This window comes from Kitasatospora sp. NBC_01287 (assembly GCF_026340565.1).
GTDB lineage: Bacteria > Actinomycetota > Actinomycetes > Streptomycetales > Streptomycetaceae > Kitasatospora.
Map to the genome: position 1 here is coordinate 2,797,591 of NZ_JAPEPB010000001.1, position 18,213 is coordinate 2,815,803.

Consider the following 18,213-nt stretch of genomic DNA (forward strand, 5'->3'; position numbering starts at 1 on the left):
GTCCCAATGGCCTTCCTGGCGGAAGGCCCGGGACGCCCTCAGCTGGCCGCCCTGCGCGTGCCCTCGCTGCGCCGACTCGCCGCCTCCTACTCCCCCGCGCCACTCGTCCGCTCCGCGTGAAGCGCCCTGATCCGCGCCACCATGATCCCCACCTCGTAGCGGAACGCCATGTCCGGGGTGTCACCGTCGGGGGCTCACGCTGCCCGGAGCGGCTACTACTCGGCGCCCCAGCGGCCCAGGTTGTTCGGTCCGGCCGCCGCCGCGCGGCGCAGCGCGTCCGGGGAACCCAGCAGGTCGGGCGGCAGGTAGCCGGACCGGATGCCCAGCTCCCATCCGTGCACCTGGACCGCGAGGGCGGCCAGGGCCAGGGCGCCGACCGGCAGCAGGGTCCTGGGGGCGGGGTCGGGTCCCTGGCTCTCCCGGTGCTCGACGAGCCGGACCGCGAGGGCCTGCTCGAACGCGTGCGGGTCGTCGTCGAGGAGTACGCGGAGCAGGAGTTGATCAGGCGTCAGGGGTCCGACCGCGTCCAGCTGCCGGGCCGCCTCGGCCCGCTCGTCGGCGTCCGGCTTGCAGAGGGTCACGGTGGGCCGGTCGCGGGGCAGGTGCCCGTTCTTCCGCGTCAGGTAGCCGCACAGGGCGTCCATCGCGGCGCGGTCCGCCGGATCCGACGTCGAGTCCAGCTTCGAGTACGGCACCCCGTCACGGATCGCGGGCGCGTAGTCGTTTCGCAGGACCAGCCCGATCACCCGCGGCCATTCCCACAACAGGCCGCTGACCAGGCACATCTCGAAGGCGTCGAGCCACGTCCTGGCCGTGGGGGCCTGCTCGACGGCCTCGCCGAAAGCGATGTCCTCGCTGCTGAGACCCAGACCGACGAGCGGGAGGAGGATCTCCTGATCGCCGTCGGGAAAGCAGCCGACGCCCAGCACACCCAGGGCGCACTCCGCCGCCGTCAGCAGTGCCGAGCGTGCTGCCGCATCGAGCGCTGGGTCCTGCGCGGTGCGGGCGGCGAGGTGGTCGAGGAGTTCGTCACGCATCTCCTTCAGCCTCTCCGGGGACGGGTCGTCGTAGCGCATCCCGTACCACCGCCACCGGATCCGGTGGCTGATGCGGTCGAGCGCCTGGACTGTGTGCCGTCCATCGACCTCGTGGCGTTCGACTTCCCGCACGGCCGCCGTCCTCTCATGATCTTCCCCACCGGACGCGGCACGCTATCAGGGGCTCGGTCATCGCCGGGACAGGGCCTCAAGAGTGGCCCTTCGCCCCACCCTCCGCGTGCAGCGCCTTGATGCCGGCCACCATGATCCCCACCGCGTAGCGGAACGCCACCTCCGGGGTGTCCCCGTCCGCCGCGCGCTGCGCCAGGCCTGCGGCGAGCAACGGATAGGCCGTCGCGAACGCGTCCAGGTCGACCGTGCCGAGCTTGGGCATCGCCTGCTCCTCGGCGGCGCGGCCGAGCAGGAAGGCGTTGAAGGCACCGGCGATCCGGCTGGCCTCGGCGAGGTCGAAACCGGCGCCGTGCAGCACCTCCACCGAGCGCTCGATCACCAGGCCGAGGGAGGTGGCGCGCCCGAGGCCCGCGCCGAGGGCGACCTGGGCGCCGTCGCGGTGGGCGAAGAGCGTGTCGCGGACCACCAGGGCCATCCGCTCCAGCCACTGCGGCCAGGCGTCGGCCGGCTCGGGGAGCGGCAGTTCCTCCAGCGCCGGGGCGAGCATGAGGTCGGTCAGGTGGTCGAGCAGCGCCCGCTTGTTGGCGAAGTGCCAGTACAACGCCGGTGCCTTGACGTCCAGTTCGGCGGCGATCCGGCGCAGCGACAGCTTCTCAAGACCGTCCTCGTCAAGCATCCGCATGGCCACGCGCACCGCGTGGTCCCGGTCGATCGGCATCCGAATCCCTCTTCCTCATCGCGTTCACTTGACAGCTTAACGCGTTAAGTGAACAGTGGGACCCATCGAGCACTTAACGCGTTAAGGAGTCCGCGATGTCACCGCTGCCACCGATGTCACCCATGTCGCCGATGCCACCACTGCCACCGATGAAGACCGTCAACACCGATGTGGTGATCGCCGGCGCCGGCCCCGTGGGCCTGCTGCTGGCCGCCGAACTGCGGCTGCAGGGCTCGGAGGTGATCGTCCTGGAGCAGCTCGACGCGCCCTCCCCGCACGCCCGGGCCTTCGGCCTGCACGCCCGCAGCATCGAGTCACTGCGGCTGCGCGGCCTGGTCGAGCGGCTGGCGAAGGGCACCGAGCAGCCGGTGGCGATGTTCGGCAACCACCGGCCGCCGGGCGGCGGCGGCCCCGTCCCGCTCGTGCACTTCGCCGGGATCCGCACCGTGCGGCTGGACCGGCTCGACAGCGCCAGCCCCGGCATCCTGCCCATCGCGCAGACCGGGACGGAGGCGGTGCTCGCCGAGCGGGCAGCGGAGTTGGGTGCCTCGGTGCGCCGCGGGCACCGGGTGGCGGCGGTCGACCAGGACCCGGACGGCGTGACGGTCACGGCCGAGAGCGCGGCCGGGCGCGTCGCGTTCCGTGCCGCCTACCTGGTGGGCTGCGACGGCGGGCGCAGCACCGTCCGCAAGCTCGCCGGCTTCGCCTTCCCGGGCGACGACCCGACGATCACCGGCCGGCTCGCCGAGGTGGCGGTGCCCGAACTGCTGGCGAACCCCGGCGGCGGCTGGCACCGGTTGGCGGGCGGCGTGCTCCAGGTGCTGCCGGGCCGGATCCTCGCCGTCGAGTTCGACGGCCCGCCCGCCGACCGCGAACAGCCCGTGACGAAGCAGGAGTTCGCCGACTCCCTGGAGCGGATCACCGGGCGCCGGATCGAGCTCACCGCCGAGCCGACCTGGCTGAGCAGGTTCACCGACAACACCCGCCTCGCCGAGCACTACCGCCTGGGCCGGGTGCTGCTGGCCGGCGACGCGGCGCACGTGCACTCGCCGTTCGGCGGCCAGGGCCTCAACCTCGGCCTGCAGGACGCGATGAACCTGGGCTGGAAGCTGGCCGCCGCCGTGGCCGGCACCGCGCCGGAGGGGCTGCTGGACAGCTACCAGCGCGAGCGGCGGCCGGTGGCGGCCCGGGTGCTGCACAACACCCGGGCGCAGGTGGCGCTGATGAACCCGGACCCGGGCGTCACGCCGCTGCGCGAGCTGTTCACCGAGCTGATGGAGCTGGACGAGGTGAACCTCGCCCTGGCCGAACTCCTCAGCGCGGTGGCCGTCACCTACCACCAGGCCCACGACGCGCACCCGCTCACCGGGGCCTTCGTGCCCGACCTGGCGCTGACCACCGCCGACGGCACGGCCTGCTCACCGCTCGACCTGCTGGCCGACGGCCGCCCCGTGCTGCTCGACCTCACCTCGGACGCGCGACTGCACGCGGCCGCCCGGGACCGGGCCGACCGGGTGCGGCTCGTCAAAGCCACGGTCAAGGCCACATTCAAGGCCCCGGTCAAGGCCCCGATCAAGGCCCCGGTCGCGGCCCCGGTGCGCGGCGGCGGCGCGCCGGCCGGGCTGCTGATCCGCCCCGACGGCTACCTGGCCTGGGCGGGCGGCGCGGCGGGCGCGGCCACGGACGCGGACCCGGCGGCGGAGGTGGACCTCGCCGGCCTGCGCGCGGCCCTGGCCACCTGGGTCGGGCAGCCGAAGGTCGCTGTCGCGGCAGCGAACTGACGCTACGTCAACTCGTGACTACGGCCGCGCCCCCACCAGCACCTCTGCGGCGGCGACCCCGGAGGCGGTGGTGGCCCCGTGGGTGACGATGTGCACGGCCCCGGGGGTAGAAGTGCCCGCCAGGCCCATCTCCACCACGATGGCGTCCGGCCGCGCCCGCACCAACTGGCCGAGCGCGCCGCTCATCCACTCGTGCCGGGAGGCGTCGCGGACCACCACGACCAGCGGGCGGCCGACGGCCGGGGTGAGCGCGAGCTGCTCCAGCAGGCCCGGCTCGGACTCCAGTTGGGTGTGGTGCACGCGCGCGAAGGTGGTGCCGGGCAGCCGCTCGCGCAGTGGGACCGCCACGCCCCACGGCGTCTCCTTGCCGATGGCCAGGTTGCTGGTCGGCACCAGCTCCACCACGTGCGCGGGGACGGTCAGCGGCAGGATCTCCGGCTTGGGGCCGCTCAGTTCGACGGCGCGGCGGGCGGCGACGAAGCCGATGTCGTTGCTGATCCGGTTGGCCGGCACGGCGGCGCCGAGCCCGGTCGACCAGCGGGCGAAGGCGTGGACCCGCTCGACCGCGTCCGCGAGCCGCTCCTCGGTGAGCACCCCGCTGGTCACGGCCTCGACCAGTGCGCCGGAGAGCAGGTCGACGGTCTTCTCCTCGGCGCTCTCGCCGCCGACGCAGACGGCGTCGGCGCCGCCGATGATGGCCTTCACGGTGGCACCGTCGATGCCGTAGCGGTCGGTGACGGCGCCCATCTCGATGCCGTCGGTGACCACCAGGCCGTCGAAGCCCAACTCGACGCGCAGCAGGTCGTGCAGGATCCGCCGGCTCAGGGTGCCCGGGAGCTCGCGGTCGTAGGCGGGCACCAGCACGTGACCGCTCATCACCACCCGCACGCCGGCCTCCAGGGCGGCCCGGAACGGGGGCAGCGCCTGGGCGGCGATCTCCTCCAGCGAGGCGTCGTAGCTGGGCAGGCCGTGGTGGGAGTCGACCGCGGTGTCGCCGTGGCCCGGGAAGTGCTTGGCGCAGGCCGCGACGCCGCCGGCCTGCAGGCCGCGGATCCACGCGGCGGCGTGCCGGGATACCAGCTCGGGCGTGGCCCCGAAGGAGCGTACGCCGATCACCGGGTTGCGCGGGTTGGAGTTGACGTCGGCGCTCGGCGCGTAGTCGAGGGAGACTCCGGCGGCGTGCAGCTCACGGCCGATGTCGCGGGCCACCGACTCGGTCAACTCGACGTCGTCCACCGCCCCGAGGGCGTAGTTGCCGGGCCGGGTGGAACCGGTCCAGGCCTCGATCCGGGTGACGTCGCCGGCCTCCTCGTCGATCGCGATGATCAACTCGTGATTCTCCGCGCGCAGTTGCGCGGAGAGCCGGGCCACCTGCTCGGGGTTGGCGATGTTCCTGGCGAACAGCACGACGGATGACAGACCGTCACCGATGCTGCGGAGCAACCAGTCCGGCGCCTCCGTACCGACGAATCCTGGCTGCAGGACGGAGAGCGCGAGACGGCGCAGCTCCTTGTTGGGCTGGTGGGAGGACATCGACCGGGCCTTCCGAGAGAGTGCCGGCACGCCGATCGCAGCGTTGGCACTTGGTACGGACCAACGGATATTGGCCTAGGCCAATCTGCAGTGTCAAGTAGTCCGTTCACCCTGCTCGGACAGGGACATTCACGCTTGCGAACGGGTTGACGGTCCGTTTCGACCGTGCGAGTCTCGTCAATGGTCTGAACCAATCCGGGAGGCCGGTGGGGATACCGAGCGACGGACCACCGCGAGCGGTTCCGGACGGCACGGATCCGGACAGCACCGCCCCCGCGCAGGCCCCGCACGCGGCGCCCCGCACCGCACCGCACTGGCCCGCACCCCAGCAACTCGCTGGAGCGCGACAGCGCGGTGGACGGCGATCGAGGGAATGTACCGACCGGTAGCCGCCGGAGCCCCTGCCGTGCCGCCGAATTCGGCGGATTTCCGACTGTCCGTCATGCGTCGTTCATGCGCCGTCCCTCGCAGGTGGCCTGAATGTGGGCAGAGTTGTCCAGCCAACTCTGCCCCCTTCACCCGACGGACAGGAACCCCGTGGCCACCGGCAGCTCCCTCGCGCTCACCACGCCGCCCAGCCCCACCGAAGGCGACAAGCTCACCTTCCACTGGACCACCGCCACCCCGGACCCCACCAACTGGGTCGGCGTCTACGACGGCACCCGGCAGCCCGGCACCGGCTCCTCGCTGCTCTGGAAGTACACCCCGGGCGGCTCCGGCGACCTCACCCTCGACACCTCGGCGCTCACCGGCGGCCCCTACACCGCGTACCTGCTGGCCAAGGACGGGTACGGGATCCTCGCGCAGAGCGCGCCGTTCAGCTTCAAGCCCAAGCCGACCGTCGTCGCCCCGCACAGCGCGGTCGACGCGCTGACCGCCACCCCGGTCCAGCCCGGCGGTCAGGTTCAGGTCAAGTTGCAGGGGCTCTGGTCCCGCCCGGCCGGCAACCCGGCCGGCACCCCGGCCTTCCGCCGAATCAGCGGCGACTCCTGGCTGACCGTGGGCGCGGACGGCACCGTCACCGGCACCGCGCCCGCCAAGGCGCTCGCCCGCCCCGCGATCGTCACGGTCGGCGTCAAGGACAGCGCGGGCGCCACCGACACCGTGACCGTGCAGGTCCCGGTCGTCGCCGCGGTGGATGCCAAGGGCAAGCAGCAGGTCAAGGTGGCCAGTTGGAACCTGTGGGACGCGGGCAGCCACAGCACCGACGGGTTCGAGAAGCAGCTGCGGGTGGTCCTCACCCAGGGCTGGGACGTGGTCGCGCTCCAGGAGACGGCCGGCACGGGCGCCCAGCGACTGGCCGACGCGCTCGGCTGGTTCGCCTACCAGAGCCCGGGCAGCGTCGGCGTGCTGAGCCGCTACCCGCTCACCGACGTCACCACGGTGACCGCCGCGCTGCCCGCCGCCGGGGTCACCGTGCAGCTGCCGGGCGGCCGCGCCATCCGCCTCTGGACGGCGCACCTGGACGAGAACTCCTACGGCCCGTACGCGATCCAGGACGGCCAGACGCCCGCCCAGGTGCTCGCCACCGAGACCGCCTCGCTCCGCCACCAGCAGGCCCAGGCCCTGCTCGCCGCGATCGCGGCCGACGGTGCGACGGGCAGGAGCCCGGTGATCGTGGCCGCCGGGCTCTCCTCCCCCTCGCACCTGGACTGGACCGCCGCCACCCACGGCACCGCGTTCGCCTGGCCGGTCACCGAGGCCATGCAGGCCGCCGGCCTGACCGACAGCTTCCGCGAGGAGCACCCGGACCCCGCGAAGTTCCCCGGCGCCACCTGGTCGCCCACCCGCAAGGTGCGCGGCAGCAAGCCCGAGCCGCAGGACCGGATCGACTACGTGCTGTACGCCGACACCGGCCGGATCGAGATGCGCGAGGCGCACGTGATCGCCACCGGCTGGCCGGCCGCCGACCCGAACACGGCCGCCAACGGCTGGCCCTCGGACACCGCCGCCGCCGTCGCCACCTTCGCGCTCTGAAAGGGCTGCCACCATGACCGAGTTGAACCGCCGTACCGTCCTGGGCGCCGCCGCCGCGACCGCCGCCGCCACCGTGGTCGGCCTGCCCGGCAGCGCGCAGGCCAAGGGCAAGGCCGCCCGCCAGGGCGATGTCACCGACGTCAAGCACGTGGTGATCCTGATGCAGGAGAACCGCAGCTTCGACCACTACTTCGGCACCCTGAACGGCGTGCGCGGCTTCGCCGACAAGCAGGCGCTGACCTTCCCGAACGGTGACTCCGTCTTCCGCCAGCCGGACGCCGGCCGCAGCGACGGCGGCGTGATGCTGCCGTACCGGATGGACACCACCAAGTACAACGCGCAGAACGCGGCGGGCCTGGCCCACGACTGGGCGACCAGCCACCAGGCGATCAACGACGGCGCGCTGAACAAGTGGGTGGCCGCCAAGGGTGAGCGCACCATGGGCTACTTCACCCGCGAGGACATCCCCTACCAGTACGCGCTGGCCGACGCGTTCACCCTCTGCGACGCGTACTTCTGCTCGCTGGCCGGCCCGACCGACCCCAACCGCCTCTACCTGTGGACCGGCACCTCGGGCCCGGGCAAGGACGGCACCACCGGGCCGTGGATCGACAACACCCCGGTCACCCAGAACCCGGTGGCCGACTGGACCACCTACGCCGAGCGCCTGGAGGCGGCGAAGATCAGCTGGCGGGTCTACCACAACCCGAGCGAGGACGACCGCACCGGCGACTACGACGACAACGCGCTGTCTTACTTCAAGCAGTTCCACAACTTCCCGGCCACCGACCCGCGTTACATCAACGCGATGACCAAGTTCGACCTCACCGCCTTCGACGCGGACTGCAAGGCCGGCACGCTGCCCACCGTCTCCTGGATGGTCGCGCCGTACCTGTTCTGCGAACACCCCAACGCCAGCCCGGACTACGGCGCCTGGTGGGTCAACTCCGCGCTGCAGTCGCTGATGTCCAACCCGGACGTCTGGGAGCACACCGTCTTCCTGGTCATGTACGACGAGAACGACGGCTACTTCGACCACCAGGTGCCGCCCACCCCCGAGCCGGGCACGCCCGAGGAGTTCACCCAGGGCCGGGCGATCGGCCTGGGCAACCGGGTGCCGCTCTGGGTGGCCTCGCCCTGGTCGCGCGGCGGGTGGGTCAACTCGCAGGTCTTCGACCACACTTCGGTCCTGCGCTTCCTGGAGGTGGTGACCGGCGTCCAGGAGCCCAACATCTCGCAGTGGCGCCGCACCGTCTGCGGCGACCTGACCAGCTGCTTCGACTTCACCAAGCCGGACTTCTCGATCCCCGCGCTGCCCGACACCAACGCGCTGATGGCCAAGGCCGACGCGAACGCCGCCCTGCCGCCGGTCGCGCTGCCGGCCCTGGGCACCCAGTCGCTGCCCGTCCAGGAGCGCGGCGACCGCCCGCACCGCCCGCTGCCCTACCGCCCCTGGGCGGACATCGACGTGGACCGGGAGAGCGGCAAGGTCACCTGCACGATGACCAACTTCGGCTCGGTGGGCTACAGCTTCGCCGTCTACCCGAACATCGCCCTGCCCTTCGCCGCCACCCCGTTCACCGTCGCACCGGGCGCGAGCACGACCTACGTCTGGGACGCCTCCACCACCGACGGCCGCTACGACTTCACCGTGCACGGCGCGGACGGCTTCGTCACCCGCTTCGCCGGCACCGTCGTCCGCCTGGAGCAGGAGGACGTGGCGGCACCGATCGTCAGCGCCGACCTGCGCGACCCGAAGTCGATCCGCTTCGAGGTGGCCAACGACGGCGCGGGTCAGGTGAGTTTCACCGCGACGGCGAACGACTTCGCGGGCGCCCCGCAGACCGTCTGGGTCGACGCCGGGAAGACCGCGAAGATCGACTGGCCCCTCGACCCCCAGGGCCGCTACGACGTGACGGTCGCCGCCGGCACCGGCACCCGCTTCGCCCAGCGCTACGCGGGTTGGGCACACCAGGGCTGACGGTCGATCAACTGATCGCGAACCGAGCTGCGCCCCCGTTCGACGAGCGGGGGTGCGGCTCGGGTCGCGGTCGGTGGGCGACGGCCAGGCAGGCGCGGCCGTCGAGGCCTGTGCGGCCGTCGAGGAAGCCGAGGAGCGCGGAAAGCTCCCGTTCGATATCACGCGCCGTCGTCGGTCCAGCACGACGGTGGCCGATACCGAGGCCGGATCACGCCGGCTCGCCGCTCGGGTCACCCCGCGGCGCGCGGCTGGTCGAGCTCGGTCCAGTAGAGCTGCTTGTGCCCGCGTGCCTCCAGCTCGGCGGCGAGCCGGTCGGCCTCGTCCTTCGCGAGCTCACGGGCCACCAGGTACTGGTTGCCGTTGTCGTCCTGACGCATCACCCGCCAGGCGGGCGTGTTCGGCACGGAGGTCATGGCCGCAAGCCTAGTTCGCCGCCCCGCCGCGCGGCACTGCGCGGGGCCCGCGGCGCCCTGGACCAGGGGCGCCCGGGAAGCCCGGGAATCCCTCGACGACAACACTCCAGCCGCGGCTGCGCGAACGATCCCGAGGTGCGGTGGAGCGTCCGATCGTCGCTCGCATGCCGCCGTTCCGTGGCGGCGCACTGAAGATCACGCGAAAGCACATGACCGGAGCCTCCGATGGGGGTAGCGTCGTCTCCAGCAGTCGTGGATCCGATGTACCGCTCGACCAGCAGTCGGAGGACCCAGGCGATCACCTCATCCCTCGAGGTAGGCACCAGCGCGTACCTCGTCCCCGACTTTGGGAGCAACACATGGCCACCGGTACCGTGAAGTGGTTCAACGCGGAAAAGGGCTTCGGCTTCATCGAGCAGGACGGCGGCGGCCCGGACGTCTTCGCCCACTACTCCAACATCAACGCCCAGGGGTTCCGCGAGCTCCAGGAGGGCCAGAAGGTGAGCTTCGACATCACCCAGGGCCAGAAGGGCCCGCAGGCGGAGAACATCGTCCCCGCCTGACCTCGGTGGACGCGATGCCCCGCACCGGCTGGTGCGGGGCATCGCGCACCTCGCAGGGCGTCGTCACGTTCACGGCAGCAGCCGGCTCGGTCCGCGGCTCCTTCGGAGGCTCGGCCCAGGTCGACGACGGTCGGCCTGCCCCGGCCTTGCCCCGGGCTCGCGCGGCGGCCAGGCCCTCGCGGGTACTGGAGACGCTCGACTCCCGGATGAAGTCCGCGAGCGCGGCTCAGATTTGGAACACCAGCCACCTCGGCATCCCCTCGACCCAAGTGAGCGGACCGCGTCCGACGACGGGCAGGAGCCGTCCGCCACGACCGCGTAAGCGTTGCTGAACGCCGGGGGACGGCGCCGCTGTCTGGTCCCCGCCGCGACCGGCTGCCAGCCTTGCGGGGTGACCACGATCGAGGACGAAGCACCCCCCGTTCCCGAGGACCGGCGGCCTCCCGCCACGCCCGCCGCCCCCGTCCCTGCCCGCGCCGCACCCCCCGCCGCCCTCACAGCACCCCCCGCCGCCCCGGCGCGGTCGGGGAGGCCGCGGGAGCGGGCCGGCGCCGCGGTGCGCACGTTCCAGCGCCTCGCCTGGGCCGCCGTCCTGGTCGGCGCGGTGGTGACGGCCTTCGCGCCGTGGGGATCACGGGCCTGGTACGCCGGTTGGATCGGCGCGGGCAGCGCGGTGCTGCTCGCGACAGTGGCTGCCCCGCTCCGCCGGCTCCTGACCGGGGGCCGGCGAGCCGCGCCGCTGCACGACGTCATGCCGGCCCTGCTGCTCGCTGTCTTCGCCGGCTGCTTCGCCTTCGCGCTCAGCGGCTGGTTCCACGAGCACGACCGCGACGCGCACGCCACGTCGCGGGTGTCCGCCACCGTCACCGATTGCCGCGGCGAAGCCGACTCCGCCGGCCTGTGCACCTACCACTGGCTGGTGGACGGGCGCGGGTACAGCGCCCAGGAGGGCGCAGCCGACCAGTGGCCCGACGGGCACCGGGTGAGCGTGCGGATCGATCCCGTGCACCCGGAGCGGGCGCCCATGACCGACGGCGGCTACTGGCCGTTGTGGATCGCGGTCGTGGTGGGCGCGCTCGGCACCCCGCTCGCGCTGAGCCTCTGGTGGTTCCTGACGGCGTCGACAGAGGACTGACGCCGTGCCGGGTTCCGGCCTCTCGCCCCCGTCGCGGCCGCGCACCTCCACCACCGTTCCCGGCCCGCACGCCCACGCCGAGTGCCCGCGCCTGAGCGCGTGGCCGGATCCCGAGGCCGGATCCCGAGGCCTGTGCGAAGCCGGATCCCGCGGCCTGCGCGAAGCCGGATCCCGAGGCCTGCGTGAAGCCGGACCGCCGACATCCCTACCCCTGGAGCTGCTCGCCGAGGCGGCCGCCGGCGGCCACGCCGGGCAGCACGTAGGCCACGGCCGAGGCCTGGTGCTGGAGGAAGGGGGCGAGGGCGTCGCGGGTGGCCAGGCGGTCCTGGACCCGGATGAACTGCGCGGGGTCGCGCATGAAGGCACAGAACAGCAGGCCGCGGTCGGTCGGGCCGTCGTCGTAGCTGTAGCTGCGCCGGAGCATCCGGGTACCGCCGTCGAGGCGGGGGCTGGTGAGCCGGACATGGGCGTTGGCGGGGATCACGTAGGAGCCGTCCGGGTTCTTGGCGTAGATGTCCGGGTCGTCGTGCTCGGCGGTGCCGGTGAGCGGGACGCCGTCGCTCTCGCGGCGGCCGATCGCCCGGTCGCGCTGGTCCGCGGGCAGGGCGGCGAAGCCGGCAACGTCCATCCGGATCCGGCGGTAGACCAGCACCGTGCCGTTCTGGTGCGCGCCGGGCGGGCCCCAGACGAACTGCTCGTCCTGCGCAGGACCGGGGTTGGCGGTGCCGTCCTTGAAGCCGAACAGGTTGCGCGGGGTGGTCCCCGGGGCGGTCACGGACAGGAAACCGGACTGGCTCCAGCGCAAGGTGGCACCGGCGGACCGGGCGGCGGTGGCGGCGAGTTCGGCGACCACGGTCAGCGTCCAGCGGTCGGCGGCGCACAGTTGGAGCAGCAGGTCGCCGCCGCCGCGCGCCTGGTCCAGCTGGTCACCGGGGAAGGACGGCAACTCGGCGAGCCCGGCGGGGACGTCGAGGCCGAGCCGGGTGGCCAGCCCCGGGCCGACGCCGACCAGCGAGGTGAGCCGGGTGGCGCCGACGCCCTGCAGCCGGGCATCCGACGGTGCGTCGGAGGCCGCCGTGGCGAGGGTGTGGGTCAGCGCGTCGAGGACGGTGCGCAGGGTCTGCCGGTCGGCGGCGGAGGAGGTCTGCGGGAGGTCGAGGGCGAGCAGCTGGGTGGCCGGTTGCTGGGGCGCCGTCACACCGGCCTGCCGGGGCCCGTGGAAGGGGGTCGCGGCCTGGGCCGGCGGGGCGGCCGGGGAGCGCTCGTGAGCGGCCGTCAGGTTCTTCCGGGCCAGGTCTTCGGCCGCCGCGCCGATGCCGGCGGCGAGCACCGCACCGGCGGCGAGCAGGGCCCCGCGCCGCCCGAATCCGGCGCCGACCGGGCGGGCGGGATCCTGCGCGTTTTCCGGTTCGGTGGGCATGCGGCTATTGGAGACGATAGAACACCTGTCATGCAAATGCCGCCTGATCACAGTGTGTTGATCCTCCATAAGATCCGACCGGCGGGGTCACGGGCGGTGGTGGCGCGCCTGTCGGCGCTGGTCGCGGTGGTGGCACTGGCGCTGGCGGCCACCGGGTGCTCCTCCTCTGGTTCGGCGTCCGCCGACGCGAAGCACCCGGCCGGGACCGTGCTGCGGGTGCCCCAGGACTTCCACACGGTGCAGCAGGCGGTGGACGTCGCCCGTTCGGGGGACACGGTGCTGATCGGCCCGGGTGTGTACCGGGAGAGCGTGCAGGTCACCGAGCCCGACGTGGTGCTGCGCGGCACGGACCGCAACGCGGTGGTCCTCGACGGCGGAGTGCGACTGGTCAACGGCATCACCGTGACCGGCGCGGGCTCGGTGGTGGAGAACCTCACCGTGCGCGACTACCTCGCCAACGGCGTACTGTTCACCGGCGTCACCGACCAGAAGCTGCAGCAGCGCGGGGCCGGCGGCTCGGCGTACGACCCGCTGGACACCACCCGCTTCCCGGCCGTCCAGGGCTTCCGGGCGACCCGGGTGACCTCGTACGACAACGGCCTGTACGGCATCTACGCGTTCGACGCGCACGGCGGTGTGATCGAGGACTCCTACGCCTCCGGGCAGGCCGACTCGGGCATCTACGTCGGCCAGTGCCGGCCCTGCGACACCCTGGTCCGCGGGAACACCATGGCGCACAACGCCGTCGGCATCGAGATCACCAACGCCTCCGAGGGCGTCTCGGTGCTGGGCAACCTGGTCACCGGCAACCGGGTCGGTGTCACCATCAACTCCAACGACCAGGAGGCGCTCGCCCCGCAGCACGGCGCGGTGCTCGCGGGCAACGTGATCACCGACAACAACGCCGCCGACACGCCCGAGCAGGCGGACGGCGGCTTCGGGATCGGGATCGGGATCGGCGGCGGCACCGGGGACCGCGTGCAGCGCAACCTGGTCCAGGGCAACACGGCGGTCGGGGTGATCATCACCGACCCGCCGGGGCACCCGGCGAGCGGCGACCAGGTCACCGGCAACCGGGTCACCGGCAACGGCGAGGACCTGGTGCTGGCCGCCGCCGACCCCAGCAACTGCTTCAGCGGCAACCAGCCGACCACCCAGAGTCCGGCCGGACTGGAGGGCCTGGCGGGCTGCGGGGCGAACGGGCGGGGCAGCCCGCCGAGCGGTCGAGCGGCCTCGGTGCAGGCTCCGCCCGGTGTTCCGTTCAGCCAGGTGCCGGCGCCGCCCGCGCAACCGTCGATGCCCGACCCGACGGCCGCGGCCGCCCCGGCGACCGGGCTGCCCGGGACCTTCGATCCGGACGCGTACCCGCTGCCAACGGACACCGGCGCGGTCCCGGCGGCGCACTGACGTACGGTCATCTCCTGACAGTGCCAAGGTGGTTCGGGTCTCAGTCGGTGCCCGTGTCCCACGGTGCCTCCGGGAGCTTGGCGTTGGGGTCGTGCCCGGTGAACTCCAGGGTGGTCGGGGTGCCCAGGCCCGGCATCCGCATCGTGACCCGGCGCAGGCCGCCGTTGCCGTCCACCCAGTAGGTCAGCGGCGACTTCCCGCCGTCGGGGCCGGTGCCCGGGGTGGTGCCGGTGGCCCGCGGGCCGGAGATCTCGTCGTAGTCGCGGCCGTCGATCCGGTCGCGGCCCAGCCAGCGGGCGCCGGACTGGGCGAGCAGCAGCGGGTTGTCGGGCCGGTCCGCGCCGAGCCCGATCAGCAGTTGGAGCCCGGCGTCCAGCGGATCGGTGGTGTAGGAGCGCGGCGACCAGCCCGAGCGGGGGATGTGCTCGGCCTGCTGCCAGGGCGGGGTGCCGTCCAGCGCGGGGGCCAGGCCGAGGCCGTCGCTGTCCCAGACGATCAGGCCGTGGTCGAGCTGCGGGGCGGGGGTGGAGCCCGCCGCGCCGGACGAGCCGGTGGGCCCGGCCCCGGTGGTCTCGTAGCTCCCGACGGCGTGGTGTGTCCGGTAGTCCACCACCCCGCTGACCCGCAGCACCACGCCGCCGCCCTCGGCGGCGGTCAGGGTCACCGCCACGGGGCTGGCCTGGTACAGGTCCAGCCGCGACAGCGCCAGCCGGGAGGCCTCGTCCATCGTCACCGGCCGCTCGCCGCTGCCGCCGGACAGGCCCCGGTAGGCGGCCACGCCGCCCACCGCGGCGCCGCACACGGCGAGCGCGACCAGGGCCCTGAACCAGCGAGTCCGGCGCGGCGCGGGGCCGTCCTGGCCCGATGCGGGGCCGTCCTTGCTCGGCGCGGGGCCGTCCTGGCCCGATGCGGGGCCGTCCTTGCTCGGCGCGGGGCCGGCGGTCCTGGTCCTGCGAGCCATCCGGTCTCCTTCTCTCGTCGCTGTGGGTGCGGTCGGCCCCGGCCGACCGGTCACTGAGTCGGGCGGGTTCGCCGGCCAGTGACCGGCGAACCCGCCCGATCCGGCCCCGGGATCCCCGGTGCCGGCCGCCCCTCACGGGGCCGCGGCTAGCCGCGCTGTGCCGAGGCCTTGCGCCTGCGCGTCAGCACGAGCGTCGTGGCGCCGACCGCGGTGAACGCGGCGCCACCGACCAGGGCCAGCGGAACCACCTCGCCCATGCCGGTGAAGGCCAGGTGCGAGCCGGGCGGGGAGCCCGGGCCCGGCACGATCGGTGCCGGTGTGGTCGGGGCGGGCGTGGTCGGGGCGGGCGTGGTCGGGGTCTGGCCCGGCGTCGGGGTCGGCGTCGGGGTCGGCGTGGGCGTCGGCGTGGGCGTCGGGGTGACGATCTTCTGGTTGACCGCCGTCACCGAGACCCCGGTGGTGAGGTTGTCGGCCGTCAGGACCAGCGGCCCGAAGACCGTCGAGTCCGGCGCGGTGTAGCCCGCGGGCGGGCTGACCTCCTGCCAGTAGTACGTCCCCACCGTGCCGCTGTCCTGGCAGATGCCGTCGGCCCCGGTGGTGCAGACGTCACCCACCTTGGTGTCAGGCTTCGACCCGCCGGTCTGCAGGCCGCCGGTGCCGTTGCCCTCCTCCCACAGCTGGAACCTGGCCCCGGCCAGCGGGTCGCCGTCCTGGTCGTGCTTGACCACGCGCAGCACGCCCTCCTGCTGCCGGAAGCCGAAGTCGTAGGTGTGGTTGTTCTCGCCGGGCCCCCCGGTGGTCAGCGCCTTCACGGGGTACGCCGTGCCCGGCGGCACGGTCCCCTTGGAGTCGATGAAGTGGTTGGTCCCGACGTTCGCGTCGGTCGGCACCCACTCGTAGAGCGGACCGCCCTTGGCGTAGTCGGCCGGATTGTCGAGCTTGATGGTGTAGTCGGTCTTCGGCTTGAGTCCGCCGGTGACGTCGGAGTCGTCGAAGTAGTACTCACCCCGCGCCGTCGTCTTCGTCGTGCCGACCAACTTGCCCGACCCGTCGTACAGATGGATCGTCACCCCGGCCACCGGCAGCTGGCCCGGGTCCTGGATGCCGGTGCGCTGCGGGTCGTACCAGACGCGGTTGCCGATCTGCAACGGCGCCTGGTCGCAGAGCACTTCCAGGTCGCCCATCGAAGCGCCCTTGCCGAACGCCGAGTTGACGTCCGCGGGGTTGAGCCGCAGCCCGTCCGGCGGGTGCTGCTTGCCGTCCCGCCCGACGAAGGCGGTGCCGGCCCCGAAGGCCGTGCTGTTGGGGTCGTAGCTGGAGACCGCGATGCTGTCCTCCACCTTGGAGAGCGCCATCCCCGCGAACGCGGCGTTGTGGTGGGCCCCCAGGCGGCTGTTGTCGAAGAACCGGGTTCCCCGGGGGGAGAGCCCGCAGCCGTCGTTGGTGTCCATCACGTACGTCCCGCCCGACAGGCAGGCCTTGTTCAGGTCTCCGCCCGACAGCACCAGCCCGGGGGTTCCCGGCGTGGGGCCGGCCGGCGCGCGGTCGCCGAACCGGTCGCGGAAGGCCAGCAGCATCGAGCCGTCGGTCTCGAAGGCGATCTCGCCCAACTCCGGTTCCGGCTGGGCCAGGTAGCTCGTGCAGGCCTGGCCGTTCTGCGAGGTCGGCCAGGTGTTGGTCCAGGGCCACCACCCCGTACCGCCGTCGCACGCGCCCGAACCGACCGTGGACTGCCTTGGGTAGTCCAGCGGTTGGTCCAGCACCGGCTTGCCGAAGGCCCCGGTGGCGAGGTCGAACGGCATGACCACCACGCGCATGTCGGAGGTCTTGCCGGTGGACTCGCCGGAGCAGACACCGCCGACGTAGCCGGCGCCGTCCTGCATGCCGAGGCCGAACGGCCGCCAGTCCACGGCCGCCGGGCAGCCCGGGTCCGGGATGCTGAAGGCGGCCTTCGGCGCCGCCGCACTCGCCGCGGTGGCGTCGTACTCGTAGAGCTTGCGATCGTCGAGGTTGACGACGAACAGGGAGGACCCGTCGTCGGTGATCTTGATGCCGCCCAGGCTCTCCTTGCCGGGCACGGCGAGGAACGAGTCATCGGTACCCGGGCCGTGCGCCGTCGTGCCCGCGTCCGGGACGACGGTGAAGAGCGAGGTCTTCTTCGCCGCGATGTCGGTCACGTAGATGCCGCCGGGCCCACCCGGACCGTAGTCCGTGGTGCGCTTGGCCACCGCCGAGGAGAAGACCCGCTTGTCGGCCTTGTTCCAGGCGATTCCGTACAGGGCCCCGGTGTCGGCGTTGGTGGCGATATCGGTGACGTTGACGCCATCGGCGCCGTCCTGCCCGCGCGTGTCGTACGGGAAGGAGACCAGCGTGCGCTGGGATCCACCCTCGCGCGTGGCGGGCTGACAGGTCGTCACCAACGGGGCGTTCTTCTGGCAGTAGTCGCCAGGGCTCCACAGACCGGTGGTGTAGGACACGTTCTTCTTGCCGGAGAGGTCGACGAACTCCTCGTTGCTGCTCAGCTGGGTCGGTGCGCCGTCCAGGCCCTGCGGCGAGGCGAAGGCCGGGAACAGCACGCCCGGCTGTGGATTCACCACCTGCACGCGGTACTTGCCGCCGGTGGCCTTGCTCTGCGCCGGGGCCAGGGTGACCGTGCCGTCGGCCGCCGTGACCCCGGCGATGCTGGTGCCGGCGTCATCGGAGAGGGTCACCGTGACACCGCCGATGCCCGGTTCCAGCCCGGGCGTCCAGGCGCCGCTGGTGTCAACGGCCCGGATCACCCGGACCGTCACCGTGCCGTCCCCGGCCTGCGGGTACGCCGACGGCGCCAACACCAACGAACAACTGCCGAGCCCGAGGACGAGCGCCGCAACGCCGCCCGTCGCGCGCAGGCCAAGCATGCCCGGCCATTGCCGACCGGGCCCGCGCGCACTGCCCACTACCTGTTCACGTGTGTCTGTCATCCCCTGCTCTCATCGTTCACATGGGGGCCAACTGCCCAAATCAGGGAGGGAATTCATGAGCCGGCGGAGAACCGCCTCGTGGGCGAGCTTAAGGGGGATTTAAGCGAGATCTTGGTGAAACGGCGAAGTACGTCTTCATGAACCTGTCGAGCAATGAGCACTTCTCGACCTGAAGTCGCAGGTCACGGGGCC

General features: G+C 72.8%; 13 protein-coding genes. 6 read left to right on the plus strand and 7 right to left on the minus strand.

Features of this window, described 5'->3' with window-relative positions; all coding sequences use genetic code 11:
• Positions 1-215: 215 nt before the first annotated feature.
• Entirely contained in the window at positions 216-1,169 is a 954-nt protein-coding gene (locus OG455_RS11665; RefSeq protein ID WP_266292810.1) for an immunity 49 family protein, read from the minus strand.
• A 76-nt stretch (positions 1,170-1,245) separates the two neighbouring features.
• On the minus strand, positions 1,246-1,887 hold the full coding sequence (locus OG455_RS11670) for a TetR family transcriptional regulator (protein ID WP_266292812.1): 642 nt from the start codon (positions 1,885-1,887) through the stop codon (positions 1,246-1,248).
• Positions 1,888-2,036: 149 nt separating this feature from the next.
• On the opposite strand from OG455_RS11670, the gene OG455_RS11675 reads away from it, so the two are divergent.
• Positions 2,037-3,668: an FAD-dependent monooxygenase gene (locus OG455_RS11675; RefSeq protein ID WP_266292814.1), complete on the plus strand. Its 1,632-nt coding sequence runs from the start codon at positions 2,037-2,039 to the stop codon at positions 3,666-3,668.
• 18 nt (positions 3,669-3,686) lie between these two features.
• Here OG455_RS11675 and OG455_RS11680 read toward each other — a convergent pair whose 3' ends face one another.
• The gene (locus tag OG455_RS11680; RefSeq protein WP_266292816.1) at positions 3,687-5,201 is read right to left on the minus strand and encodes a glycoside hydrolase family 3 protein; all 1,515 of its coding nucleotides are present in this window, start codon (positions 5,199-5,201) and stop codon (positions 3,687-3,689) included.
• A 537-nt stretch (positions 5,202-5,738) separates the two neighbouring features.
• On the opposite strand from OG455_RS11680, the gene OG455_RS11685 reads away from it, so the two are divergent.
• Positions 5,739-7,178 (plus strand): endonuclease/exonuclease/phosphatase family protein, encoded by a 1,440-nt coding sequence (locus OG455_RS11685; RefSeq protein ID WP_266292818.1) that lies wholly within the window; start codon positions 5,739-5,741, stop codon positions 7,176-7,178.
• Between the two features lie 13 nt (positions 7,179-7,191).
• Positions 7,192-9,159, plus strand: a complete 1,968-nt coding sequence (locus tag OG455_RS11690) for a phosphocholine-specific phospholipase C (protein WP_266292820.1) — start codon at positions 7,192-7,194, stop codon at positions 9,157-9,159.
• Between the two features lie 230 nt (positions 9,160-9,389).
• Here OG455_RS11690 and OG455_RS11695 read toward each other — a convergent pair whose 3' ends face one another.
• Positions 9,390-9,572, minus strand: a complete 183-nt coding sequence (locus OG455_RS11695; protein WP_266292822.1) for an SPOR domain-containing protein — start codon at positions 9,570-9,572, stop codon at positions 9,390-9,392.
• A 359-nt stretch (positions 9,573-9,931) separates the two neighbouring features.
• On the opposite strand from OG455_RS11695, the gene OG455_RS11700 reads away from it, so the two are divergent.
• Both OG455_RS11700 and OG455_RS11705 read left to right on the plus strand, forming a co-directional pair.
• The gene (locus OG455_RS11700) at positions 9,932-10,135 is read left to right on the plus strand and encodes a cold-shock protein (RefSeq protein ID WP_266292824.1); all 204 of its coding nucleotides are present in this window, start codon (positions 9,932-9,934) and stop codon (positions 10,133-10,135) included.
• Positions 10,136-10,526: 391 nt separating this feature from the next.
• Complete coding sequence (locus OG455_RS11705; RefSeq protein WP_266292826.1) at positions 10,527-11,270, plus strand: DUF3592 domain-containing protein; 744 nt, start codon at positions 10,527-10,529, stop codon at positions 11,268-11,270.
• A 205-nt stretch (positions 11,271-11,475) separates the two neighbouring features.
• Here OG455_RS11705 and OG455_RS11710 read toward each other — a convergent pair whose 3' ends face one another.
• Positions 11,476-12,690, minus strand: a complete 1,215-nt coding sequence (locus tag OG455_RS11710; protein ID WP_266292828.1) for a Dyp-type peroxidase — start codon at positions 12,688-12,690, stop codon at positions 11,476-11,478.
• A 96-nt stretch (positions 12,691-12,786) separates the two neighbouring features.
• On the opposite strand from OG455_RS11710, the gene OG455_RS11715 reads away from it, so the two are divergent.
• Positions 12,787-14,097, plus strand: coding sequence for a nitrous oxide reductase family maturation protein NosD (locus OG455_RS11715; RefSeq protein WP_266292830.1), 1,311 nt, complete (start codon positions 12,787-12,789; stop codon positions 14,095-14,097).
• A 40-nt stretch (positions 14,098-14,137) separates the two neighbouring features.
• On the opposite strand, the gene OG455_RS11720 is transcribed toward OG455_RS11715, so the two are convergent.
• Entirely contained in the window at positions 14,138-15,058 is a 921-nt protein-coding gene (locus tag OG455_RS11720; protein WP_266292832.1) for a hypothetical protein, read from the minus strand.
• A gap of 146 nt (positions 15,059-15,204) precedes the next feature.
• Positions 15,205-17,958, minus strand: coding sequence for an SdrD B-like domain-containing protein (locus OG455_RS11725; RefSeq protein WP_266292833.1), 2,754 nt, complete (start codon positions 17,956-17,958; stop codon positions 15,205-15,207).
• Positions 17,959-18,213: the final 255 nt, after the last annotated feature.